At 38.5% G+C, this 21,202-nt stretch carries 14 protein-coding genes and 3 pseudogenes; 15 read left to right on the top strand and 2 right to left on the bottom strand.

Annotation, left to right across the window (positions count from 1 at the left end):
* Positions 1–40: 40 nt before the first annotated feature.
* Both glgB and GN277_RS29725 read right to left on the bottom strand, forming a co-directional pair.
* The gene (gene glgB, locus GN277_RS02305) at positions 41–1,951 is read right to left on the bottom strand and encodes a 1,4-alpha-glucan branching protein GlgB (RefSeq protein ID WP_159749471.1); all 1,911 of its coding nucleotides are present in this window, start codon (positions 1,949–1,951) and stop codon (positions 41–43) included.
* Between the two features lie 110 nt (positions 1,952–2,061).
* The gene (locus tag GN277_RS29725) at positions 2,062–6,174 is read right to left on the bottom strand and encodes a P-loop NTPase family protein (RefSeq protein WP_159749469.1); all 4,113 of its coding nucleotides are present in this window, start codon (positions 6,172–6,174) and stop codon (positions 2,062–2,064) included.
* Positions 6,175–7,150: 976 nt separating this feature from the next.
* Between GN277_RS29725 and GN277_RS02295 the strand changes: the two genes are divergently transcribed.
* From GN277_RS02295 to GN277_RS32315, 15 genes and pseudogenes are all read left to right on the top strand, one after another.
* On the top strand, positions 7,151–7,744 hold the full coding sequence (locus GN277_RS02295) for a biotin transporter BioY (RefSeq protein WP_159749467.1): 594 nt from the start codon (positions 7,151–7,153) through the stop codon (positions 7,742–7,744).
* A gap of 340 nt (positions 7,745–8,084) precedes the next feature.
* Positions 8,085–9,419, top strand: a complete 1,335-nt coding sequence (locus GN277_RS02290; protein ID WP_159749465.1) for a zinc ribbon domain-containing protein — start codon at positions 8,085–8,087, stop codon at positions 9,417–9,419.
* Between the two features lie 359 nt (positions 9,420–9,778).
* Positions 9,779–11,296, top strand: coding sequence for a sugar phosphate nucleotidyltransferase (locus GN277_RS02285; protein ID WP_159749463.1), 1,518 nt, complete (start codon positions 9,779–9,781; stop codon positions 11,294–11,296).
* A gap of 44 nt (positions 11,297–11,340) precedes the next feature.
* Positions 11,341–11,925 carry an SIS domain-containing protein gene (locus tag GN277_RS02280; RefSeq protein WP_159749461.1) on the top strand — a complete coding sequence of 195 codons (585 nt, stop codon included), beginning with the start codon at positions 11,341–11,343 and terminating at the stop codon, positions 11,923–11,925.
* On the top strand, positions 11,918–12,400 hold the full coding sequence (locus GN277_RS02275) for a hypothetical protein (RefSeq protein ID WP_159749459.1): 483 nt from the start codon (positions 11,918–11,920) through the stop codon (positions 12,398–12,400). The genes GN277_RS02280 and GN277_RS02275 overlap by 8 nt, the downstream gene beginning before the upstream one ends.
* Positions 12,390–13,700 carry a hypothetical protein gene (locus tag GN277_RS02270; protein WP_159749457.1) on the top strand — a complete coding sequence of 437 codons (1,311 nt, stop codon included), beginning with the start codon at positions 12,390–12,392 and terminating at the stop codon, positions 13,698–13,700. The genes GN277_RS02275 and GN277_RS02270 overlap by 11 nt, the downstream gene beginning before the upstream one ends.
* A 63-nt stretch (positions 13,701–13,763) precedes the next feature.
* A pseudogene (locus GN277_RS32325) lies at positions 13,764–14,060 on the top strand (maltose acetyltransferase domain-containing protein); the annotation flags it as partial.
* A 69-nt stretch (positions 14,061–14,129) separates the two neighbouring features.
* Positions 14,130–14,232: pseudogene (locus GN277_RS32320) on the top strand (DapH/DapD/GlmU-related protein); the annotation flags it as partial.
* Positions 14,233–14,314: 82 nt separating this feature from the next.
* The gene (locus GN277_RS02260; protein ID WP_159749455.1) at positions 14,315–15,514 is read left to right on the top strand and encodes a radical SAM protein; all 1,200 of its coding nucleotides are present in this window, start codon (positions 14,315–14,317) and stop codon (positions 15,512–15,514) included.
* A gap of 17 nt (positions 15,515–15,531) precedes the next feature.
* Positions 15,532–16,335, top strand: coding sequence for an aldo/keto reductase (locus GN277_RS02255; RefSeq protein WP_159749453.1), 804 nt, complete (start codon positions 15,532–15,534; stop codon positions 16,333–16,335).
* A gap of 12 nt (positions 16,336–16,347) precedes the next feature.
* A complete protein-coding gene (locus tag GN277_RS02250) occupies positions 16,348–17,394 on the top strand; it encodes an FkbM family methyltransferase (RefSeq protein WP_159749451.1) in 1,047 nt (348 codons plus the stop codon).
* 858 nt (positions 17,395–18,252) lie between these two features.
* Entirely contained in the window at positions 18,253–18,702 is a 450-nt protein-coding gene (locus tag GN277_RS02245) for a hypothetical protein (protein WP_159749449.1), read from the top strand.
* A 7-nt stretch (positions 18,703–18,709) separates the two neighbouring features.
* On the top strand, positions 18,710–19,075 hold the full coding sequence (locus tag GN277_RS02240) for a hypothetical protein (RefSeq protein WP_159749447.1): 366 nt from the start codon (positions 18,710–18,712) through the stop codon (positions 19,073–19,075).
* 125 nt (positions 19,076–19,200) lie between these two features.
* Positions 19,201–20,550, top strand: coding sequence for a hypothetical protein (locus GN277_RS02235; protein ID WP_159749445.1), 1,350 nt, complete (start codon positions 19,201–19,203; stop codon positions 20,548–20,550).
* Positions 20,540–21,201: pseudogene (locus GN277_RS32315) on the top strand (ribulose-phosphate 3-epimerase). The gene GN277_RS02235 and the pseudogene GN277_RS32315 overlap by 11 nt, the downstream one beginning before the upstream one ends.
* The last annotated feature ends 1 nt before the right edge of the window (position 21,202 follow it).

The raw sequence follows: 21,202 nt of genomic DNA, 5'->3' as shown, positions 1-21,202 counted from the left end.
TTTGGGTATTTACCTTGTCTGCTTAAGAGGTATTTTTTATCTAAAATTCAAAAATTGCAACTCCATAGGGCGGCAGTTTATAGGCGAAGGAGAAGGGCCTTCCGTCGCATTCCTTCTTCACAGCCTTATAAATCTCCGGTCTTTCTTCACCTTTTCCACCATATTGCTCATCATCACTGTTCATAATCAGCTTATACTGCTTCTTACGTGGCACACCAACGCGATAATCGTCCCGCGCCATAGGAGTAAAGTTGCAAACAAACAGCAGGTTCTTTTTCTTTCCTCTCGAATGTCTCACGAAACTAAAGATACTCCTGCTGGCATCATCTGCATTAATCCACTCGAAGCCATCCCAACTGTCATCCATCTCATACATTGCCTTGTTACGCTTATACAGATGCAGAAGGTCCCTTACCCAGTTCTGAACCTGGCGATGCTCATCCTCCGCAAGTAAGAACCAGTCAAGCTCTCTTTCTTCACTCCACTCCCGAAGCTGGGCAAACTCCTGACCCATGAACAGAAGCTTCTTGCCTGCATGTCCCATCATAAACGCATATCCAACCTTTAGATTCGCATATTTATCGAAACCAAGGCCCGGCATCTTGTTCAACATAGAACATTTCAGATGAACCACCTCATCGTGAGACAATACCAGAATATAATTCTCACTGTGGGCATAGCTCATTGCAAACGTCATCTGATAATGATGATCTTTTCTGAAATAAGGGTCAAGCTTCATATATTCGGTAAAATCATGCATCCAGCCCATGTTCCATTTTAAACTGAATCCAAGTCCGTCATCTTCCACACTTCCGGTCACTTTCGGCCAGGCTGTGGACTCCTCGGCAATCATAAGCGCTCCCGGATTCCTTCCAAGCACAACAGAATTCAGGTGCTTAAAAAAGTCAATCGCTTCCAGATTCTTATTGCCGCCATATTTATTTGCAACCCACTGTCCGTCCTGCTTCCCATAATCCAGATAAAGCATAGATGCCACAGCGTCTACTCTCAGTCCATCCACATGGAACTGCTCTACCCAGAACAGCGCATTAGAAATCAGGAAATTGCGCACCTCATTTTTCCCGTAATCAAATATCTTCGTACCCCAGTCAGGATGCTCTCCCTTCTTGGGGTCTGCATATTCGTAAGTAGGTGTACCGTCAAAATCCGCCAGTCCATGGATATCTCTTGGGAAATGCGCTGGTACCCAATCCAGAATTACTCCAATCTTATTCCGATGGAAATAATTAACCATCCAAGCAAAATCCTCTGGCGTACCATATCTTGAAGTCGGTGCAAAATATCCAATTACCTGATATCCCCAGGAGCCGTCAAATGGATGCTCCGCAATACCAATCAACTCCACATGAGTATATCCCATGTCTTTGAGATAATTGACACACTCCTTCGCAAACTCTCGATAATTGTAGAATCCGTCGTCTTCCCTTCCCGGATGACGTTTCCAAGAACCAATATGTGCTTCATAGATAGACATCGGCTGTTCTGTATGCTTCCATGTCTTGCGGTTCTCCAACCAAACATTGTCCGTCCATGTAATCTTTGTAAGATCTGCAACTCTGGAAGCCGTCCCTGGCCTCAACTCCGCATAATTGCCAAATGGATCTGCCTTAAAAACAAATTCTCCCTGATAAGTCTCTACACAGAACTTGTACAGGTCATACTCTTTCACATCTGGAATAAAACAAGTGTATATGCCAAGAGGTTCTGCCCTCTCCATCGGATTTGCTTCCATATTCCACTCATTAAAATCTCCAACCACGGATACGGAACGCGCATGAGGCGCCCATACTGCAAAGTATACGCCCTCTTTCTTTCCCTTCTTTGCCTTATGGGCGCCGAGTTTTTTATAAATCTCATAATGATTCCCCTGCCCAAAAAGATATTGATCCAGTTCACCGATTTCATATGGTTTTGGTTTTTTTACTGCCATATAGTCATCCCTCACATTCTGTTGCAATATTACTATTATTATACTTTAGTCTGACATAAAAATAAAGGGTTTTGACCAATCTTAACGGTCAAAACCCTTTTTTTCTTACACTATATCCTAAAATCTTCCTCTTTCAGAATGATTCTGTCTGACTCATCCGTACTTTTGCCAAATACTCTCCTTGCCAGATGCTTAACATTCGCCTTCTGGGAATGCTCAATCGCCTCATCCATAATATCCTTAACCTCTGCAACTGAGACTGCATGATCCTCTCTCTGCATCACATCAATCCTGCTGTACAATGCAAGAATTCCCATCTCATCCAGCTTATATCCATTCTCCTTGGCATAAGTCTGCCCAAATGTTACCAGCTCATCATTAATGAATACCGGAAGCTCCAGCCTTGAGGTAAACTTCTTCTTAAACTCCGGATTCGCCGTCAGAATACGCTCTAAAGGTTTTCTCTGATCCTCCAGCACAAAAAGCAGTTCTCCTGTCTTCTTCTCCATCAAGTGATTCAACTCTTTAATAGTCCTGGAATTCAGTTTGCCCGCCTTCTCAATAATAATTGCACCGCCTCGAAGCTTCTGGATAATATTCGTCAGCTCCTTCTTATTCAGGGATTCTCCGGTTACAATGGCAACCTTTCCTTGCTTCAGATTCCTCTGCTTCTGAATTGCCTTTACGATATCTACCGCAAGCACCGTCTTTCCTGAACCCTTTCTTCCGATTACCAGCAGATTGCCCGTCTTGGAGGTTCCCTCTTTTCTTGCCCGTCTGTCATTGTCAAGTACCTCTACAAGCTGCTCACTCATCCCCCTGACCGGAACAAAGTACGAGAACAACTTTTTCTGTTCCTCTGTAAGGCCGGCTTTCAGTCCGATTTCACTTGTCGCGCTCAAATCATATCTGCCTGTAACGACGAAGCCTGTATCAAAGGGAACTCCTTTGCCCTTGGACTTCTTAATTCTGGCCTGAATTTCTTCCTCCGACGGTTCTTCAATCTCAAGGTCGCCTTCATTAAATTCTCCGCTATCAAAGTCGTCTTCCTCGAAGTCATCCTCCTCAAGATCTTCTTCCTCAAAGTCTTCTTCTTCAAAATCGTCCTCAGAGTCCTCCTCAAACTCGTCTTCGTCAAATTCCTCCTCGCCAAAATCATCTTCACCATAATCGGCGTCGGAATCCTCAATATAATCTCCTACATCGTCAAAATCCTCTTCCTCGTATTCTTCTTCCTCAAAGTCTTCTTCCTCAAAACCTTCTTCTTCAAAATCCTCTTCCTCAGAATCTTCTTCCTCAAAGTCATCCTCTTCCTCGAAATCATCTTCCTCCTCGAAATCGTCTTCTTCCGCGAAATCATCTTCCTCCTCAAAATCCTCTTCCTCGTATTCTTCCTCCTCGAAGTCTTCTACCTTATCTTCAAAGTCTTCCTCCTCAAAATCATCTTCTTCCGCTTCTTCAAAGTCTTCTTCCTCAAACTCATCCTCTGCGTCGAAAGTAGCTTCCTCCCCAAAATCCTCTTCCTCAAATTCGTCTTCCTGGAAATCCTCCTCTGTGTCGAAATCTTCTTCCTCAAATTCGTCTGTATCGTCGCTCTCCTTTGAAGCTTCCTCCCCGAAGTCATCCTCAATATCGGCAAAATCTCCTATCGTCCCATCTTCCTCAAAGCCATCCTCTGACGCGCCCTTCTCCTGGAATTCATCTTCCATGAAGTCGTCTGTTCCGTCGCTCTCCTTTGAAGCCTCCTCAAACTCATCTTCTGTATCGCCTAATTCATCCTCCAGCTCGTACTCGCCATAGTCCTCTACATCAAGATCATCCTCATCGAAATCTCCCTCATCAAAGTCTCCTTCTGCATCCTGTCCCTGGTATCTATTCTCAACGATTTCACTGATAAGTTTTTCATCTGCGGCTGGTTCTCCAAATATATCTATATCTCCAAATTCCGCCGAATTACCGCCTAATTCTTCCATAAGCCTAACGATATCGTCTGGAATCCTCTGCGTCTTACCGCCTACCTCAATCACAGGCTTATCCTCCGGCAACTCCGCCGCAATGTTTTCCTTCGTCGTCTGCTTAACTTTTTTCTTAACAGCTTTGTTTTTCAATGCAGCTTTCTTCGCTGTATCTTCTTCCGCTTTCCGTGCTGCTTCCTCCTTTGCGGCCTTTCTCGCTGCTTCTTCCTCTGCTGCAATCCTTGCGGCTTCTTCCTGTATTGCTTTTCTTAATTCTTCCTTCTCCGCGGCCTTTCGCACGGCTTCTTCATCTTCCACTTTTAAAGCGGCTTCTTTCTCTGCGGCCTTTCTCGCTGCTTCCGCCTCTGCCGCTTTTCTAACCACTTCCTCTGCGGCCTTTACTTCTGCCGCCCTTCTGGCAAATTCACGCGCGGCCCTTTCCTTTGCAGCTTTTCTTGCTGCTTCTTCCTCTGCCGCTTTCCTTGCCGCTTCTTCTTCCGCGGCTTTCTCCATAGCTTCTTTTTCTGCGGCTTCTTCCTTGATTCTTCTTGCTGCTTCTTCCTCTGCCGCTTTTCTTACCGCTTCTTCCTCTGCGGCCTTTCTCGCTGCTTCTTCCTCCGCAGCTTTTCTTGCTGCTTCTTCCTCTGCGGCCTTTCTCGCTGCTTCTTCCTCTGCCGCTTTCCTTGCTGCTTCTTCCTCTGCCGCTTTCCTTGCTGCTTCTTCCTTTGCGGCCTTTCTCGCTGCTTCTTCCTCTGCCGCTTTCCTTGCTGCTTCTTCCTTTGCGGCCTTTCTCGCAGCCGCTTCTTCTGCAGCCTTCCTCTCCGCAGCCTTTCTCAACGCTTCCCTCTCTGCAAGCTTCTGTAAACCTTCTGGCGTTATCCTCTGAGTTGCGCCTGCCTCCAACGCTTTCCTTTCTTCTGCGGCCTTTTTCTCTGCCTCACGGCGTTCCAATTCCTTGCGAAGACCAATCTCATCCCGTTCTCTGCGAAGCCTCTCATCGTCTTCCTCTCTCTGACGCTCAATAGCTTCTGCATTGGCCTTCTGCTTTGCTTCCCATTCCTGAAGAATCTCCTCAATTCTCATCTGACCAGTTACGCGAAGTGCGTCCGTCTTCTTATCCAACGGTCTTGGCGCAGGCTTTCTTGAAGCTCTGACAGCGCCCGCAGGCGCAGCCTTAGGCTCCTTCTTTTCCTCTTTTACTTCCACCTTCTCCGGTTCCTTCTTTGGCGCCGGTTCCACCTTTTTCGCATCAGCTCCCCGTTTCTCCACGAGCGCATCCATATGTATCTGGCCGGTCACCTGGCGGATTCCCTCTTTCACCTTTGCAACCGTCTTCTCAACGCTACGGATTCCATTGGCAAGCGCCATTCCATTGGCAAGGGCCTCCTGAAGCGTCGCTCCCTTTACAACCTTAGAAATAGACTGAGTTTTCCCAAAATTAGATGTATTCTGACCTGTACCTGCATCTTCTTCTGCAATACTCTCCTTCTGGGCTTCCTCATCCTCCAACGCCTCCTGGTCAGCCCTAAGAGCAGTCTCCGTAACTCTCCGAAGTACTTCTTTCCTAACCGGAGCCTCCCCGCGGATTACCTCCTCTAACGGAACCGGCGGCTTTGCAGAAGTATTTTTCTTCACTGGACGTGCCTTCCTTGCGGCTCCGGGGCGTGAATCAAACTTCTCCTGCTGAAGTGGAGTCAATGGCTTATACTGCATCTTAAGCTCCATAGCCTGATACACATACCTGCCCTCACTGAACCACAGGATCAGGTCGTCACATTCTTCCAGGCACTCTGCCGTCATCCCCGCCTCATGGTACAGGCGCGCCAGCTCATACGCCCATTTTTCGATATATTCTGCCTTTTTAAAATCCTCCAACGCACTAATCTGATCGCCAATCGGCGCCCCTTGGGCCCTCAATATCTTGTACTTTAATATATACTGATTAGGATCCTTCGGAGCCAGTTTCACAAACTCCTCATAACAATCCGCAGCTTCTTCAATATCACCAATCCGCAGAGCCAGAAGCCCAAGTCGATACGCAATCTTCCTGCTCCCCGGAGACCGATCGAACGCAACAAATAGAATATCCCGACTCTTCTGGTATTCGCCGTTATATTCATAGATTTCACTTACTGTATTCAGAGTAGAAACATTCTTGACCCTGCGCCAGTCAATCGTATCAGCAATCTCCATCGCCTTCTTATACTGCTTCTTCTCCATATGCTCCTGCATCTGCTCTGTTTTCACCCTATATTCATATTTATCCAAACTTCTCACCTCAAAAAATTTGTTAAAACTGCAATATTCTACACTTTTACGTTTATCATTCTAACATACGCCATGTACAATGTCAAAAATATACGAATAAAATTGTCAAAAAACACCCGTTTTTTTCGTATCCTCTTAAAAACCTGCCGGCCTACTATTAAGATATGCTTTACATAGTCCAATGAGACAATTCATTTCACGTAAATAAGGCTGCCGTATCCCTACGACAGCCTTAATCTCTATGAAATTTTATTCTATACATATATAAATATAAAGCGGAGGATTCCTCTCGATTACCGGTTCCCTTTCACTCTCCTTATACCCTTTTTATTCCATATACATCCCACAGGATATTAATGGAAGTACCCCTCTGGTATAAATCTTATTCGTCAGCTAATGTCCCTTCCTGACATATTCTGACATATTATAAATCTTCCCGAACTATAACGTGGTATTTTTTCAATATGCCTGCAAATGTGAATCATCTTCTATATCCGGCCCTTTTCTCTCCGACTTTTTATCTCATTCAAATACCGGCTTATCTCTTATTTCTTTCCTCTATAGTCAAGGCTTATTCTCTGGGAACCTTCATCTGCCATACCACTGACATATTGAGTTATTGTTTCTTTTACGTTGTCCAATGGATTAAGCCTCCTTTACTAATGATTTCCAAAACTATTATCTCTTTCTCGATACTTCCTTTGGATTACTCATATAATATCACTCGCGCCCATATTTGTCAATACTATTTTTACCTTTTTTATATATAAATTTATTATTTTGTTATTCATATATAATTATCTGATTTTTATATATTTTTTCTACAATTAATTCATCTTTCAAAATCTAAATTGTAAACCTTTTATTTTATATAGTTGACAAATATCTTTTTTCCCATATACTTTTTATACAGAAAATCTTCTGTAACTTTACATATGAAAGGAGACATGCTGCCGCCCTATGGCAGCGAAAAACTATGAAAAATATTACAACCACAAACCCAAACAACTCGTCCAGACGTTTTACCACCCGCCGCCTTGTCCTCATTGCCATGGTAACGGCCGTTACTTGTATACTCGCACCATTTTCCATTCCTATACCGGTCAGTCCTGTTCCAATTTCTCTCACCAACCTGGTTCTATTAATCAGTGTCTACGTGCTCGGCTTTAAGGACGCTACCATAAGTTTTCTCATCTATCTGTTGTTGGGTGCCGCCGGACTTCCGGTATTTTCCGGTTTCTCAGGCGGGCTTGGCAAAATTGCCGGACCAACCGGAGGATATCTTGTGGGCTTCATTTTCATGACCATCATTGCTGGAATATTCGTTGAACGCTTTTTGGACAAACGTTTTCTAATTATAATCGGCATGGTGCTCTCAACCGCCGTAACCTACATTTTCGGAACTGCATGGCTGGCATTTCAGATGGAAATCCCCTTCACAGCGGCATTGTCCATCGGTGTGATTCCATATCTTCCAGGAGATACAGCCAAGATTATTCTGGCTGTCATCACAGGACCTATTCTTCGGGCTCGGCTCCATCTCCAAGCATTTAATCCAGCAAAAAAATAACGTCTGTTTTCTAGTACCACATTGTTTAATTAACGGTGAATTCTGCAATGTGGTGCTAGCCGAACACAGTAATATCAATTAAAATACAAATTGCCATTACGAAAAAGTATACTTTTTCGTAATGGCAATTTCCCATTGATTTCTTACTCATTCTAATATATTATCGACAATTCGTCAATAGACTTAACACTGATTTTTTGTAATATATATCTAAAAAATTTTCCAGGAAAATCATTACGAAAAAGTATACTTTTCGATAATCCATCCCTAAGGGTTTCATATTATTCATGTAAAGGAGGGATTGGGGGCTCAAACACAACCCACAATAACCGGAAACAGAATGAAAGAACTAGGAAAGCAGACGGATAAAATATGCAAGACTGTCTGCCAATACAATAAAGAGACTATTTCTTCAGATGACATGAAAAAACTTCAAGAAATTGCAGAAGACTACTGTAAGGTAAAAAATTATATATATACACGTTACAGCGGGAAAGGAAGTCTTGCAAAGCTCTATCCTGGATATACAATCCAGAATGAGATGACGAAAAGCGGTCTGCGGGAAAAAATAGGAATGCCTTCTGTTTATTTCTATCTTGCTGTTTTTGATGCTTTAGGAGATATTAAATGCCAATGGACACGTACGAAATCAAAAGTTTCCGAACTGCTGAATAAAAATGAAACTCTTTCATCTGAAGAAAAACATTATCTACGTTTTTTATTAAAATCACCCAATGCATTTGAAGCTGTATTAAATCACAGGCCGGTTTGCTTGATAAAGGAGATGGAAATAAAACACAATGAACTTGCCGCACAAGTAGATATAAAGAAAATGCACAATTATCTGCGCAGACAGATAAGAAAGTATCAGTCGAGACAATATCATACGGATGTTATTTCGGGTTTCTTTACGACAGAGCGTGCATACCGTTATGCAGACCATGGAATATACATTACTACAAAGCAAAACCGTAAACGTGTTTTTGTGCCATTAACCGACAATAATCAATACAAAAACCAACTTTATGTCAGGCTGTATCCTGAAACCGGAGATATAGAACTCAAAGCGCCAGTCAATGTACAGGTACACTGTCATCCAGATTATATAAATCAGGTTGGTGTGTCTTTAGGTATATATACTATGCTGACTACGGATAAAGGCCATGTCTATGGAGAACATTTGGGAAAATACCAGCTAGAGTATGCTGAGTGGATTCGGGAACAGACAAACAATTACAACCGACATCGCGCAGATAACCCCGGAAGAAAAAAATACAACGCAAAAAGGAAGCGATATGTAGAGCAGCTTCACAGCTATATCAATCATGAACTAAACCGTTTCCTGCAGACAGAAAAACCTAAGACGGTCTATATGGTAAAGCTACCTCGTCCATCCGCAGGCGGCGTAAACAAGAAAATCAACAACTGTATTACACTATGGCAGCGGGGATATATTCGAAAACGGATTCAATTAAAATGTCGGGAACAGTCTGTAGAATTTACAGAAGTTCTTGGGAAAGGTATCAGCAGTGAATGTAGCCGATGCGGAGCTAACGGAATCAAAAAAGATGGAATGTTCCGATGCCCAAACTGCGGCTATGCCGCAGAAGATAAGATGAACACATCAAAAAACGTATTGAAGCGCGGAATAGACGGGAAAATCATTAGGTCATAAGAACAGCGATTCAGATAAATTTTGACGATGAGTCAAGATTTCACCGAAGAAATACTGTGAGTATTTCATTTTAGGATTGAAGCGCATGTTCCTGATATAAAAATCAAATAACGGCATTAGAAGGCAGCAATAAGCTGCGTATTGGGTATGCCAGGACCCAGAGAACACAAAGTATTATCCATTTTTATACCCGATGGGTATGGATATGTGAGGTATCTGGGAGCGAAGCAGAATCATTCTGCAACATTTTTTATAAAAATGTCCAATGTGCCTTATTTTAAATATCCTACAGCTATATACCATTTATTAAATATGGAGAAACCGATTATGACACAAAATATGGAGGTGGAAATACAGTCATGATGAATTATATCATTGTACAAGCAGGAGGAAAAGGAACACGTTTAAAACATCTTACAAAAAATAAACCCAAAGCGCTTGTACCTGTGGCAAACCTTCCGATGCTATTCCACCTATTCCGAAAATATCCAGATAAAAGATTTGTGATTATTACAGACTATAAAAAAGAGGTTATGCATGAATATTTGGAAGCTTTTGCGGATGTGAAATACCAAATTGTAGACGCAGATGGTACGGGTACCTGCGCAGGTGTAAAGCAGGCCATAGAACTGATACCTGAAAAAGAACCTTTTATGCTTATATGGTCGGATCTGATTCTTCCCGTAGAACTAGAACTGCCCGAAGGATATAATAGTTCTGCAACTAAAGTAAAACCAATAGACGATTACATTGGAATATCACAGACATTTTCTTGCAGGTGGTCTTACAAAGATGGAACATTTGTAGAAGATAGTTCTTACGAACATGGCGTGGCTGGATTTTTTTTATTTTCAGAGAAAAAGAAGATAGAAACAGTACCAAAAAGCGGGGAGTTAGTTCGCTGGATGCAGCAGAATCATATGCAATATAGTGAATTCGGGCTTGCAGGCACAAAAGAATTCGGCCTGCTTAGTGAATATAATAAACTTGAACAGGAAAAATGCCGTCCTTTTAATAAAATTACAATAAAATCTGACAGAGTTATTAAGGAGGGAATCGATACTCAAGGCCGGAAACTGGCCCACAGAGAATGTGCATGGTATAACAAAGCAAAAGAACTTGGTATCCCATCCCTGCCAAAGATTTATGGAACATCTCCTCTGGAAATGGAACGAATTAATGGAAAAAATATTTATGAATGCCATTTTCCCTATTCAGAAAAAAGAGAAATTCTAATGAAGCTCACAGAATCCTTACAGATGCTCCACAAAGTAGAAAAAGTTCCGTCAGATACATTCAGCATGAAAGAAGCATATCTCAATAAAACATTTGCCCGCATACGGAGCATTCGGGATATGGTTCCGTTTGCAAATGAGAAATACATAACTGTAAACGGGAAAAAATGTAAAAACATATTTTTTAATAAAAGAAACCTTGAAAAACGGCTGCGTCAGCTTGATTGTGAATACTTTAGCCTGATTCATGGAGATTGTACGTTTTCTAACCTGATGCTGCGTGAAGATGGCAGCCCAGTTATGATTGACCCCAGAGGGTATTTCGGCTATACAGAACTATATGGCGATCCACGTTATGACTGGGCAAAACTCTATTATTCTATTGCAGGAAATTATGACAGCTTTAATCTGAAAAAATTTGAACTACAGATAAGAGACAAAGATGTCCGCCTTGATATTCAGTCAAATCAATGGGAGGACATGGAAAAGGACTTCTTTGAAATGACTGGCTCAGACCCAGAGGAAATCAAACTGTTGCACGCAGTAATCTGGCTTTCACTAACGACTTATGCATGGCAGGATTATGATTCCATTTGCGGGGCTTTTTATAACGGATTGTACTATTTAGAAGAAGTTCTGTAACTGTCCGAAGCAGCAAAAAATATAATTATAATTGAGGGAGACATATGATTCATTATTTTGAAAAACAATTAGCTGAATTTGATCATTCTATCCATTCTTTAGATGAAAAAGAATTTTCAAGATGGGTGAATGACGCAATAGAAACATTAAAAAACGGTCATAAAATCATTGTATCCGGTTTGGGAAAGAACGTCCCAATCTGCGAGAAATTCGTAGGGTCTATGGTCTCAATGGGGCTGGAAGCATCCTTTTTACATACAAACTCTGCGGTACATGGAGATATGGGGATTATCAGGGATGGGGATATGTTAATTCTTCTGACTAAGAGTGGCGAAACAGACGAATCCGTGTACCTTGCAAGGCTGCTAAAAAAAAGAAATATCGGCATGTGGCTACTTACATTTGAGAAAAACAGCATACTTACAAAAGAGATTGACAATGCCATTGTGTTGGATCTGACCCATGAAGGAGATCTTTGGAATGTGATGCCAAATAATTCTACGACGATTAACCTAATCATTCTACAAGGATTAGTTATGATGATAGCAGAACGGATGAAGCTCGATTTAGCACAGTTTAAAAAAAATCATCCTGGCGGACATATTGGAGAAATGTTAAAAAATGTTTAAAAGATGTTTCATAATACTAAAAGAATACTTCCAATGGCTCAGGCTTTCTATAAAATATAAAATTAATTATAAAAAAGTGGTTTTAGTATTAATTAATGAAAATAAAACGTTGGATTATTATGCTATTTCTTACTTAAAATATTTTGTAAAACGAAAATACGCAGATGAGGCTATTATTCTATTTCATGATGCGGAATCTAAGAAAATGTTTGAAATGTTTAATTTTTCATTTAAAGTAACGACAGTCTACTATCCATTAGAAAAAATCAAAAAATTATATGATTATTATTCTTTTGAAAAGTTTTTTGATAATATTGTCTTTACTTATACGTCATTTCCGAAATATAACCTGTTAGGCAGAGTGCTTGATGAAACATCCGTGAATGAGCAGGATACCGTATGTCTGGCTCTCTATCATTTAAGGGAAGTATTAGCGCCAGATGAAACAAATACGGAGAAAATTTATGCTAACTAAGAAATCAAAGCAGGATGAAGAATTAGAATGGATCGACAAACGTGTAAAAAGATTGATTTGGCTAAATAAAATCCCCCAAAAAAACATCTATCTTTTTGGAGTAAGCATACGTACTCGAAAAATTATTCAAGTACTGAGAAAATATGGATTAGAGCCGAAGAATGTTCTGGACAATGATAAGAATAAGCAAAACAGCCATTGCGCGCGAATAAAAGTGATTTCCGTAGATCAAATTGAAAATATATTGGATAGCAAGAATGTTTATATTGTAGGTTCTTCATATTGGAGGGAGATGACTGCGCAGCTTGAAAGAAGAAATGTTAAAAGGAGCAGTATACATCTTTTCTGCGCTCCCAAAAAAGCATTATTGAATCATCTTATTGACGCTGAAAAAGGAAAATATCACTATAGAAAGTTAATAAAAAAATATGGAGATATCCCTATTTTCATATGCCCTTATACAGGAACCGGAGACATTTATCTAATTGGCACTTTTTGGAGACAGTATATAGAACAGAACCGAATCGAGAACTATATTTTTGTGGTTATTAATGAGGCATGCAAAAAAGTAGCAATGATGTTTGGAATAAAGAATATAGAATTGACAAAAAAGAAACGTCATTGTACCTTTTTATTGCATTATTATCTGCTTTGTCCTGATAAAGTAAATATAGTAGTTTTAAATGACAGTTGGCCTCTTATACATTCAAATCCGATTGAGTGGTTCCGTGGATACAAAGGATTACATTTTACAGAAATGTTTCGCAGATATGTATTTGCTCTCCCTGAAAATATCAAACCAGAACACCCTGTTTTCGCGAATGTAGATGATAAGCTGTCGTTATTGTTTGAAAAGGTTCAATTAGTACCTGATAAAACAGTAGTATTATCACCGTATTCAAATACACTTGCTGATTTGCCAGATGTATTTTGGGAAGCTTTAGCAGACGGTCTTAAAAATAAAGGTTTTTCTGTCTGTACAAACAGCAGCGGAGAAAATGAACCGGCAATATTTGGTACAACAGCTATATTTGTGCCATTAAACATTGTTCCCCAATTTATCAGTAAATCAGGCTATTTTATCGGCGTACGCAGCGGTCTTTGCGATGTGATTAGCGCGGCAACAGCAAAAAAGATTATTTTGTATGATGCAGAAGAACGTTTTTTTAATAGCAGTTCATTTGAGTATTTTAGTTTGAAACGTATGGGCTTATCAAACGATGTCGTGGAAATAATCTATAAACACGGGGAACCGGCGATAACTGCATTGGAAATAATTAATTTAATTTGTTATGAGTGAATCATAAAACGCTTAATTTAGGAAGGAAATTAAGATGATAAAACAAGAGAATTTTGAAAAAGTATACGGTATGGACCTGGTTTTGATGATAATTTACTTGCCAAACGTGCGAAAGCCGATGAACTATATTTTATTTTTAACAATATAAATCCGACAAATGTAATGGAAAAAGAAAAGCTATTAAAAGAACTCTTACCAAACATGGGAGAGAACATCGTGATTTTATCGCCCTTCTATACAGATTATGGCTATAACTGTATCATAGGTGATAATACTTTTATAAATCATAATGCCTATCTGATGGACGGTACAAACATTACCATTGGTAAAAACTGTTTTATTGGACCTAATTGTGGAATGTATACCGTAAACCATCCCCTTGCTGCCGAAGAACGTAATAAGGGTTATGAAATAACTGCCCCAATCAGTATCGGTGATAATGTTTGGATTGGTGCAGACGTCACAATCTTACCGGGTGTAGCGATAGGTGATAACAGTGTGATTGGTGCGAAAAGTCTTGTGACAAAAAGTATTCCGGCAAATGTGATTGCAGTAGGAAGTCCTTGCGAAATACTTAGAGCTATCACAGAAAACGATAAAAGGAGGATATCTAAATGAGTACAAAAAAATTACATACAATTAATGAACTGCCTCATATATACGAGCTAGAAGAAATGATTGGCTTCTGCAAAAAATACTCCAAAATATATATTTATGGAGCTTCATTCAATCAGGAAATGCTGTTGAAATATTTTGATATGTGCGATGTAAAAATTACGGGATATGTTGTAACATGGTACCCTGCAGAAATTTGTTTTTCTTATCGGGAGATGCCGATAAGATTGATGGAGGATGTTATTAAAGAAGATGGAATAGGTATCATTGTGGCGTTATCTGACAGGTATTATAAAGATATCATTCCAAGATTCAGAGAAAACCAGTTTCATGACTATTTTATTATGTCTGAGTTTAATAAACGTGCAATTGCCAACCAAGTAAGGCCCAGAGAACATGAGGAAATGGCATTTGAGGTTAATCTGGCAGACCACTGTAACATGTCTTGCCAGATGTGCGATCATTATTCTCAACTTTCAGAACCTTGCTTTTTAAACTTTGAACAGTATCAAAAGGATATCAAGAGATTGGGTGAACTATATGACCATGATTTGTTCTATATTACTCTACTTGGTGGAGAGCCTTTGCTCAATCATGATATTATTAAGATTTTAAAAGTGACTCGTGAAGCCTTTCCTAATACTAATCTATATATATTGACAAATGGTCTATTATTGATGGAGTGGGAAAGCATGCCTGAGGGAAACTTGTGGGATGCCTGCAAAAAATATGATATCGGAATATGGATAACAGTTTATCCAATAAACTTTGATTATGAAGCTATAGAGAAAAAGGCGGAGGAATATGGAGTATCGCTGACAATGTCATCTAATATCCATGCCGAACGAGAAACAAAACGTACAAAAATATCTGATAAACATACCCTGGATTTAAATAAATCAATTGATAAATTTTATTGCGTTAGCTGTCTGTATTATAATAAGTTTAATGTGCTAAAGGATGGACGTATATATATGTGTCCCGTCGCAGCGCACAGTAAGATATTTAATGACAAATTTGGGAAGAATTTAGAGCTTTTAGAAGGAGATTCTATTGATATTTATCAGATAGATAGTTGGAAAGAAATTGCAGAATTCAGTTCAAAATATGTTCCTTTCTGCAGCTATTGTGATTTGAAACACTGGGGTCCTCATTCTGAATGGAAAGCAAGTACAAAGCAAATAGATGAATATATTTAAAAAGAGGGTGTGGTAGAATGAAGTTTTTTAAAACAACTACAGGTTTAAAAATACCTCAGATTGGACTAGGAAGTTTTGATTTAAAAGCAGACGCTATATGTAATGCAATACAAAGCGGCTATACCCTTATAGACACAGCATGGCAGTATGGGAATGAAAAAGAAGTAGGAAAAGCAATAAAGAAAAGTGGAAAAAGTAGAGAGGATATTATTATATCAACTAAATTGTGGACCGAAGATATCCGACAAAATCAGATTCAAAAAGAATTTGACGAAAGCTTACGAAATCTTCAGACCGATTATGTAGATATTTATTTAATTCATTGGCCTGCTGTTGGTTTTGAAAGAGCATGGGAAACAATGGCAATACTAAAGGAAAAAGGAAAGATTAAGGAAATAGGTGTCTGCAATTTTACTCCTCTTCATTTTGATAAACTTGCAAAAGTTTCAGGAATAATACCAATACTGAATCAGATTGAGTCGCATCCATATTATCAAAATGCAAATCTGATAAAGTATTGTAAAGACAGGGGAATTATGCCACAGGCATGGTGTCCTTTGGGAGGATCTTATAGTAAATTGGTTGATGATGATTCCTTTAAGGCAATTTCAAGGAAATATAGAAAAACTTCTGCACAGATTATCCTTAAATGGCATCTACAAAGGGATATATGGATTATACCAAGGTCTGCAAACAAAGAAAGACAAAAAGATAATATAAATCTTTTTGATTTTGAACTCGAAACCGAAGATATGGAAAAAATCAATCAGATGGATACAGGCAATAGAATAGGGCCTGATCCAGATAATTTTAATTTTTAGGAGAATAGTATAATGAATGGTATATTTTATAAAAGTTATAAGGAATATGTAGCAAGCTATCAAGGACGAGAACTCGTTCTTTTTGGAGCAGGAAAAGGAGCTCAAGAGATAATTTTTCATTATTATCCAAATGAGGATATCGCATTTATATGTGATAATAATAAAGAAAAAGTGGGTAAAAAGATTTTTGGTATCCCTGTGTGTTCACCAGAAAAACTTTACGAGAATCCTGATAAATATGTAGTCCTGATTACGGCAAAGGATAACTTTGCTATTAAAAGTATTCTTCAACAGTTAAATACAATGAACGTAACACATTGCTATCCCTCAGCTATTTTACAATTTGCAAACATGGTGACCAGATACATTGATTTAGGAAGTCTCAATAAATATGTTTCAATAGGTGAACGGCAATACCACGAGTTCAATACATATAAAGTCATTCAAGACAATATGGATAAAATTTTAAAGGTACGCGAAATGCTAAGCGACAAAAAATCGATTGAACTTTTCGATAACTATATAGAAAAGCTAAAATACAATGTAAATAATTATGCTGATATTTCAGACGATGTTTATGAACACTATTTTGTAGATGGAATATTTAAATATTCAGATGAAGAAATTCTTGTAGATGGAGGTACTTTTGATGGTGCTGACACAATAAGATTTGCTGAATTACTTAAGCAAGAAGGAAAACTATTAAAAAAAAAAGCGTATTGTTTTGAGCCAGATTGTGAAAATTTTAGAAGATCATGTAATAATTTACAAAAATATTATAATTCTGATATAAATATTGACTATGGAAAACAGATAGCAGAAAGTAACAATTTTACAATTTATCAGGCTGGACTATATGACAGAAATGCCGGAATCGGATTTCGTACCTGTGGCAGCCAAATATCCAGACTTACAGAACAAATAGAATCAGCAGGAAGCGTATCTACTGTCTGCCTGGATGATCTCTTATCAAATAAAAAAGTGTCTTTTATCAAATTCGATTTAGAAGGCGCCGATATACCAGCTATATGGGGGCGGAAAAAACTATTAAAAAAATAAGCCGAAATTAGCTTTAAGTATTTATCATAACATTGAAGATTTATGGGAAATACCATTAATGATTAAAAGTTTTGTACCTGAGTATAAGCTATTTGTAAGGCATCATAGTGCATATTTTTGGGATAAAATTTTGTATGCTGCTTTAGACTGTGATTTGAGGTGATTTTATGCAACACTTCTTCCACTTTGGAACAAATAATTTAACTTTTGAAAGCTGTTGTGAGGCTGAAGGTAAATTATGGTTTTTTGCCAATGAATTTAATGCTTTGTGCAATATGGATATAAATAGTCATAAGGTATATTATATAAGTTCTATACCAAGTGAGGATATATTTACCAAATATCTTTATACAAGTATTAAATATTTCCAAGGGAAATTATTTTTAACACCGCGAGCAGCTAAATGCATTTCTGTCTTTAATATTAAAAAAATAAATTTGAAGAAATAGCGTTATCCCTGCCTGTCCAATATAACGCAAACCTCTATGTAGACTGGCTTAAATTTATATCTTCTATAATAGTAGACGATAAGTTATATTTGATTCCGAGAAGTTATCCGGCTATTATCGAAATGAATTTATGTACATATGAACAGGTATATCATGTTCAATGGTTATTTGATATAAAAAATAAAATACTGGAAAACGACTCGTTTTTCTGGTCGGACTGTATTATTAGAAATAAGGAATTGATTTTGGCCTCATCAATTGCCAATATAATTTTTCTTTTAACGTAGAAACAAAAAGATATAAAGTCTTATATAGCGGAAATATACCACAATCCTATTCTGGAATATCACTGATTGAAAAAAATGTACTGCTGACCGAACGCAAAAGCGGAAAATTAAAACTATGGGATGTGTCTAAAAATAAAATGATCGATTATGGCAGAATGCCAGAGCAGTTTGCCATAAAGAAAGTGATTGGATTTTCCAGTTTAGTACAAATAGGAAATAGTATTTTCGCTATTCCGTTATGGGCAAATATGTTGCTTAGAATTATACCTAGTAATACAGAAATACAAACCGTTAAGAATTATGATGAGGAACGCGGTAATAATGAGGAGATTGCAATATCTTGTGCCTGGACAAAAAATAGAAAATTGTATTGCATGAATAATCTTTCTAAATGTATTGAAGTATATGATGAAAATGGAAATACTGTTGAATTTTTTCATTTAACTTTTGCAAATAATTTTTTTAAACAAATGGAAAAACAAATTTTGCATAATAAGGAAGCGCTGTTTGGAGAAAGTGAGATATTTCCAATAGGATCATACATAAGATATATTTCTGTAAAGGAAAATTAAAATTGACGTGGAAGCAAAAACGATAGAGGGTTACATAAGTCAATATGACAGAATATTTGTACTTGAAAACATTGATTGTACAAGCGAATCTTTTTTCCGACTTATTTCCCTACAAACGGAGAGAAAGATTTTGACACTTGTGTTGGGACAGAGACTGGACAAAACAGACGTATTTCGCCTGAAAAAATATAAAATTGATATTCAGCTAATATCAAGTGAAGAATATTGCTTTATAAAAAATCTGTATTATATGTATGAGTTTTCTGAATGTATACATGTTCTCACTGATAATATTCAATATGGCAGTCTAGTCAATTATGTCACTAATGGTTTGCTGACAAAAGAGGAAGCTTTAAATGCATTTCTCAAATAATCTTACCTTGCCGAACAAAGCTTGTATTGTTTTCTATTCAACAATGTTCTGTGGGGAAAAATTAACTTGTACATAATGTCAATCTGTACAAGTTAATTTTATTTTTTTATGAAAAGGCGGTTTATATGGATCAAACACATTATAAAGAAATGGTATCAAATTTTCATAAATTATTAGTCGCAGATCTAACTCAAGATAAAGCCATTTACTTGTTTGGACACTGCAATGCTACAGAGAAACTGGCAGATCTGTTTTTAGAACTCGGAATTTCTGTCAAAGCTATTCTGGATAATAATATGGCAAAGCATAACAGTACATATCGAAGCATTCCAGTTGTGCCGCCACAAACTATTCTGCATGAGCTGCCAGGACATTCAGCCGTCTATATAGCGGCACGCGCTTACGAGGCAATGAATAAACAGTTAAGAGATCTGGGATATCAAGATGAAATTAAAAAGCTTGTGGATTATAACAGTTATGCAGAATATTCTCTGTCAGAAAACACCATCAAACGTATGCAGGTGCGTGTCCGGCGCGGTATGCTAATAAAGCAGCGTCTGGAACAGAAATATCCCGGTTATTTCAAAATTTTGTGTCCGTTTTCGGCATTGGGAGATGTTTTTTTGACAATGTCTTATCTGCCGTATTTTCTGGAAAAAAAGAATATTGGAAACTGTATCGTAGGAGTGATTGGGATCGCATGTGCGCAGACTGCAGAACTGTTCCGCCCTGTTTCAGAAAATTTAGCCGTTCCACACTCGACTGATTCTCCCTCATCATACAACCAAGCTTCGGGACATTGCGTAATAAAGAAAACCACAATACATCATCAACCACGATTAAGTATAGAAATTTTTTCACAACAGGACATGGATGAATTGATACAAGCCTGTCTTTATACACAGGATACCGCTTCTTTTATTTCCCATCAGGACAGGCCATATGTAATCAATTTGCATAAAGCTTTATATGTAAAATGCATTCCGCTGGAACAGATTTACTGTTGTGGAGTCTTCGGCCTTCCGGCAGATACCGAACCGGTAAAACCAAGGAAGGAGAGACTTCAAATATCCCCTGACCTACGCCATATAAAGAAGGGAAAATCAATCATTTTTTCTCCATATGCGAAATCAATTACTACATTGCCAAAAAGTTTTTGGGAAAGGGTTGTGTTGCAATACCGAAATAAAGGATATGAATGTTTCACAAATATAGCCGGAGACGAACCGCCGCTTAAGGGAACCATCGGAATTAGTCCTAAGATAGCAGAACTGCAGTCTATTGTAGAATACGCCGGTACATTTGTTGGTATCCGTAGTGGATTGTGTGATGTAATAAAATATGCACAATGTAAAAAAACAGTCTTTTACCCAGACTATAATTATAGTGATACCAGATGGAAAGCAATAGACATGTACGCCTTAAAAGGATGGAAAAATATAGTGATAGGAGAATTTGTAAAAGATGTATTTTGAACTGACAGCATCTATGATGTGCGCTGACTATGAGAATCTGGAGAGAGAAGTAAAAAACCTGGATGAGGGAGGGATTGACTCCTTCCATATAGACATAATGGATGGACGTTATGTTCCAAACTTTGCAATGTCATTAAATGATCTGCGCTACATAGCCGGCGCAACGACTAAACCGCTGGATGTGCATCTAATGATTGAAATCCCATCAACAATGTCAATCTATTTCTTGGAAATCTTCGGAAAGGCGATACGGTCTATATTCATCCGGAAGCAGAGTATCATCCGTCTACCACTTTGCAGGTTATCATTAATTCCGGAATGATACCAGGGATTGCCATCAATCCTGGAACCTCTGTTGAGACAGTCATGGAGATGCTGCGCATTGTGAAAAAAGTTCTCGTGGTGTCTGTAAATCCAGGAAATGCAGGACAAATGTATCTTCCATATGTAGGAAAGAAAATTACAAAACTACTTTCGATGAAAGAAGATATGGATTTTGAGATTTATTGGGACGGTGCCTGTAGTTCAGATAAAATTCTTGAGTTCGCACCAAAAGGCGTACAGGGTTTTGTTCTCGGAACAACACTTTTGTTCGGAAAGGACAAGCCATATGGGGAAACGATACAAGATATTCATGAATTGAAATTTTAAT

This window comes from Sporofaciens musculi (assembly GCF_009830285.1).
GTDB classification, from domain to species: Bacteria; Bacillota; Clostridia; order Lachnospirales; family Lachnospiraceae; genus Sporofaciens; species Sporofaciens musculi.
Note: the sequence above shows the minus strand (reverse complement) of the source record. Positions and strands in the feature narration are given on the sequence as shown.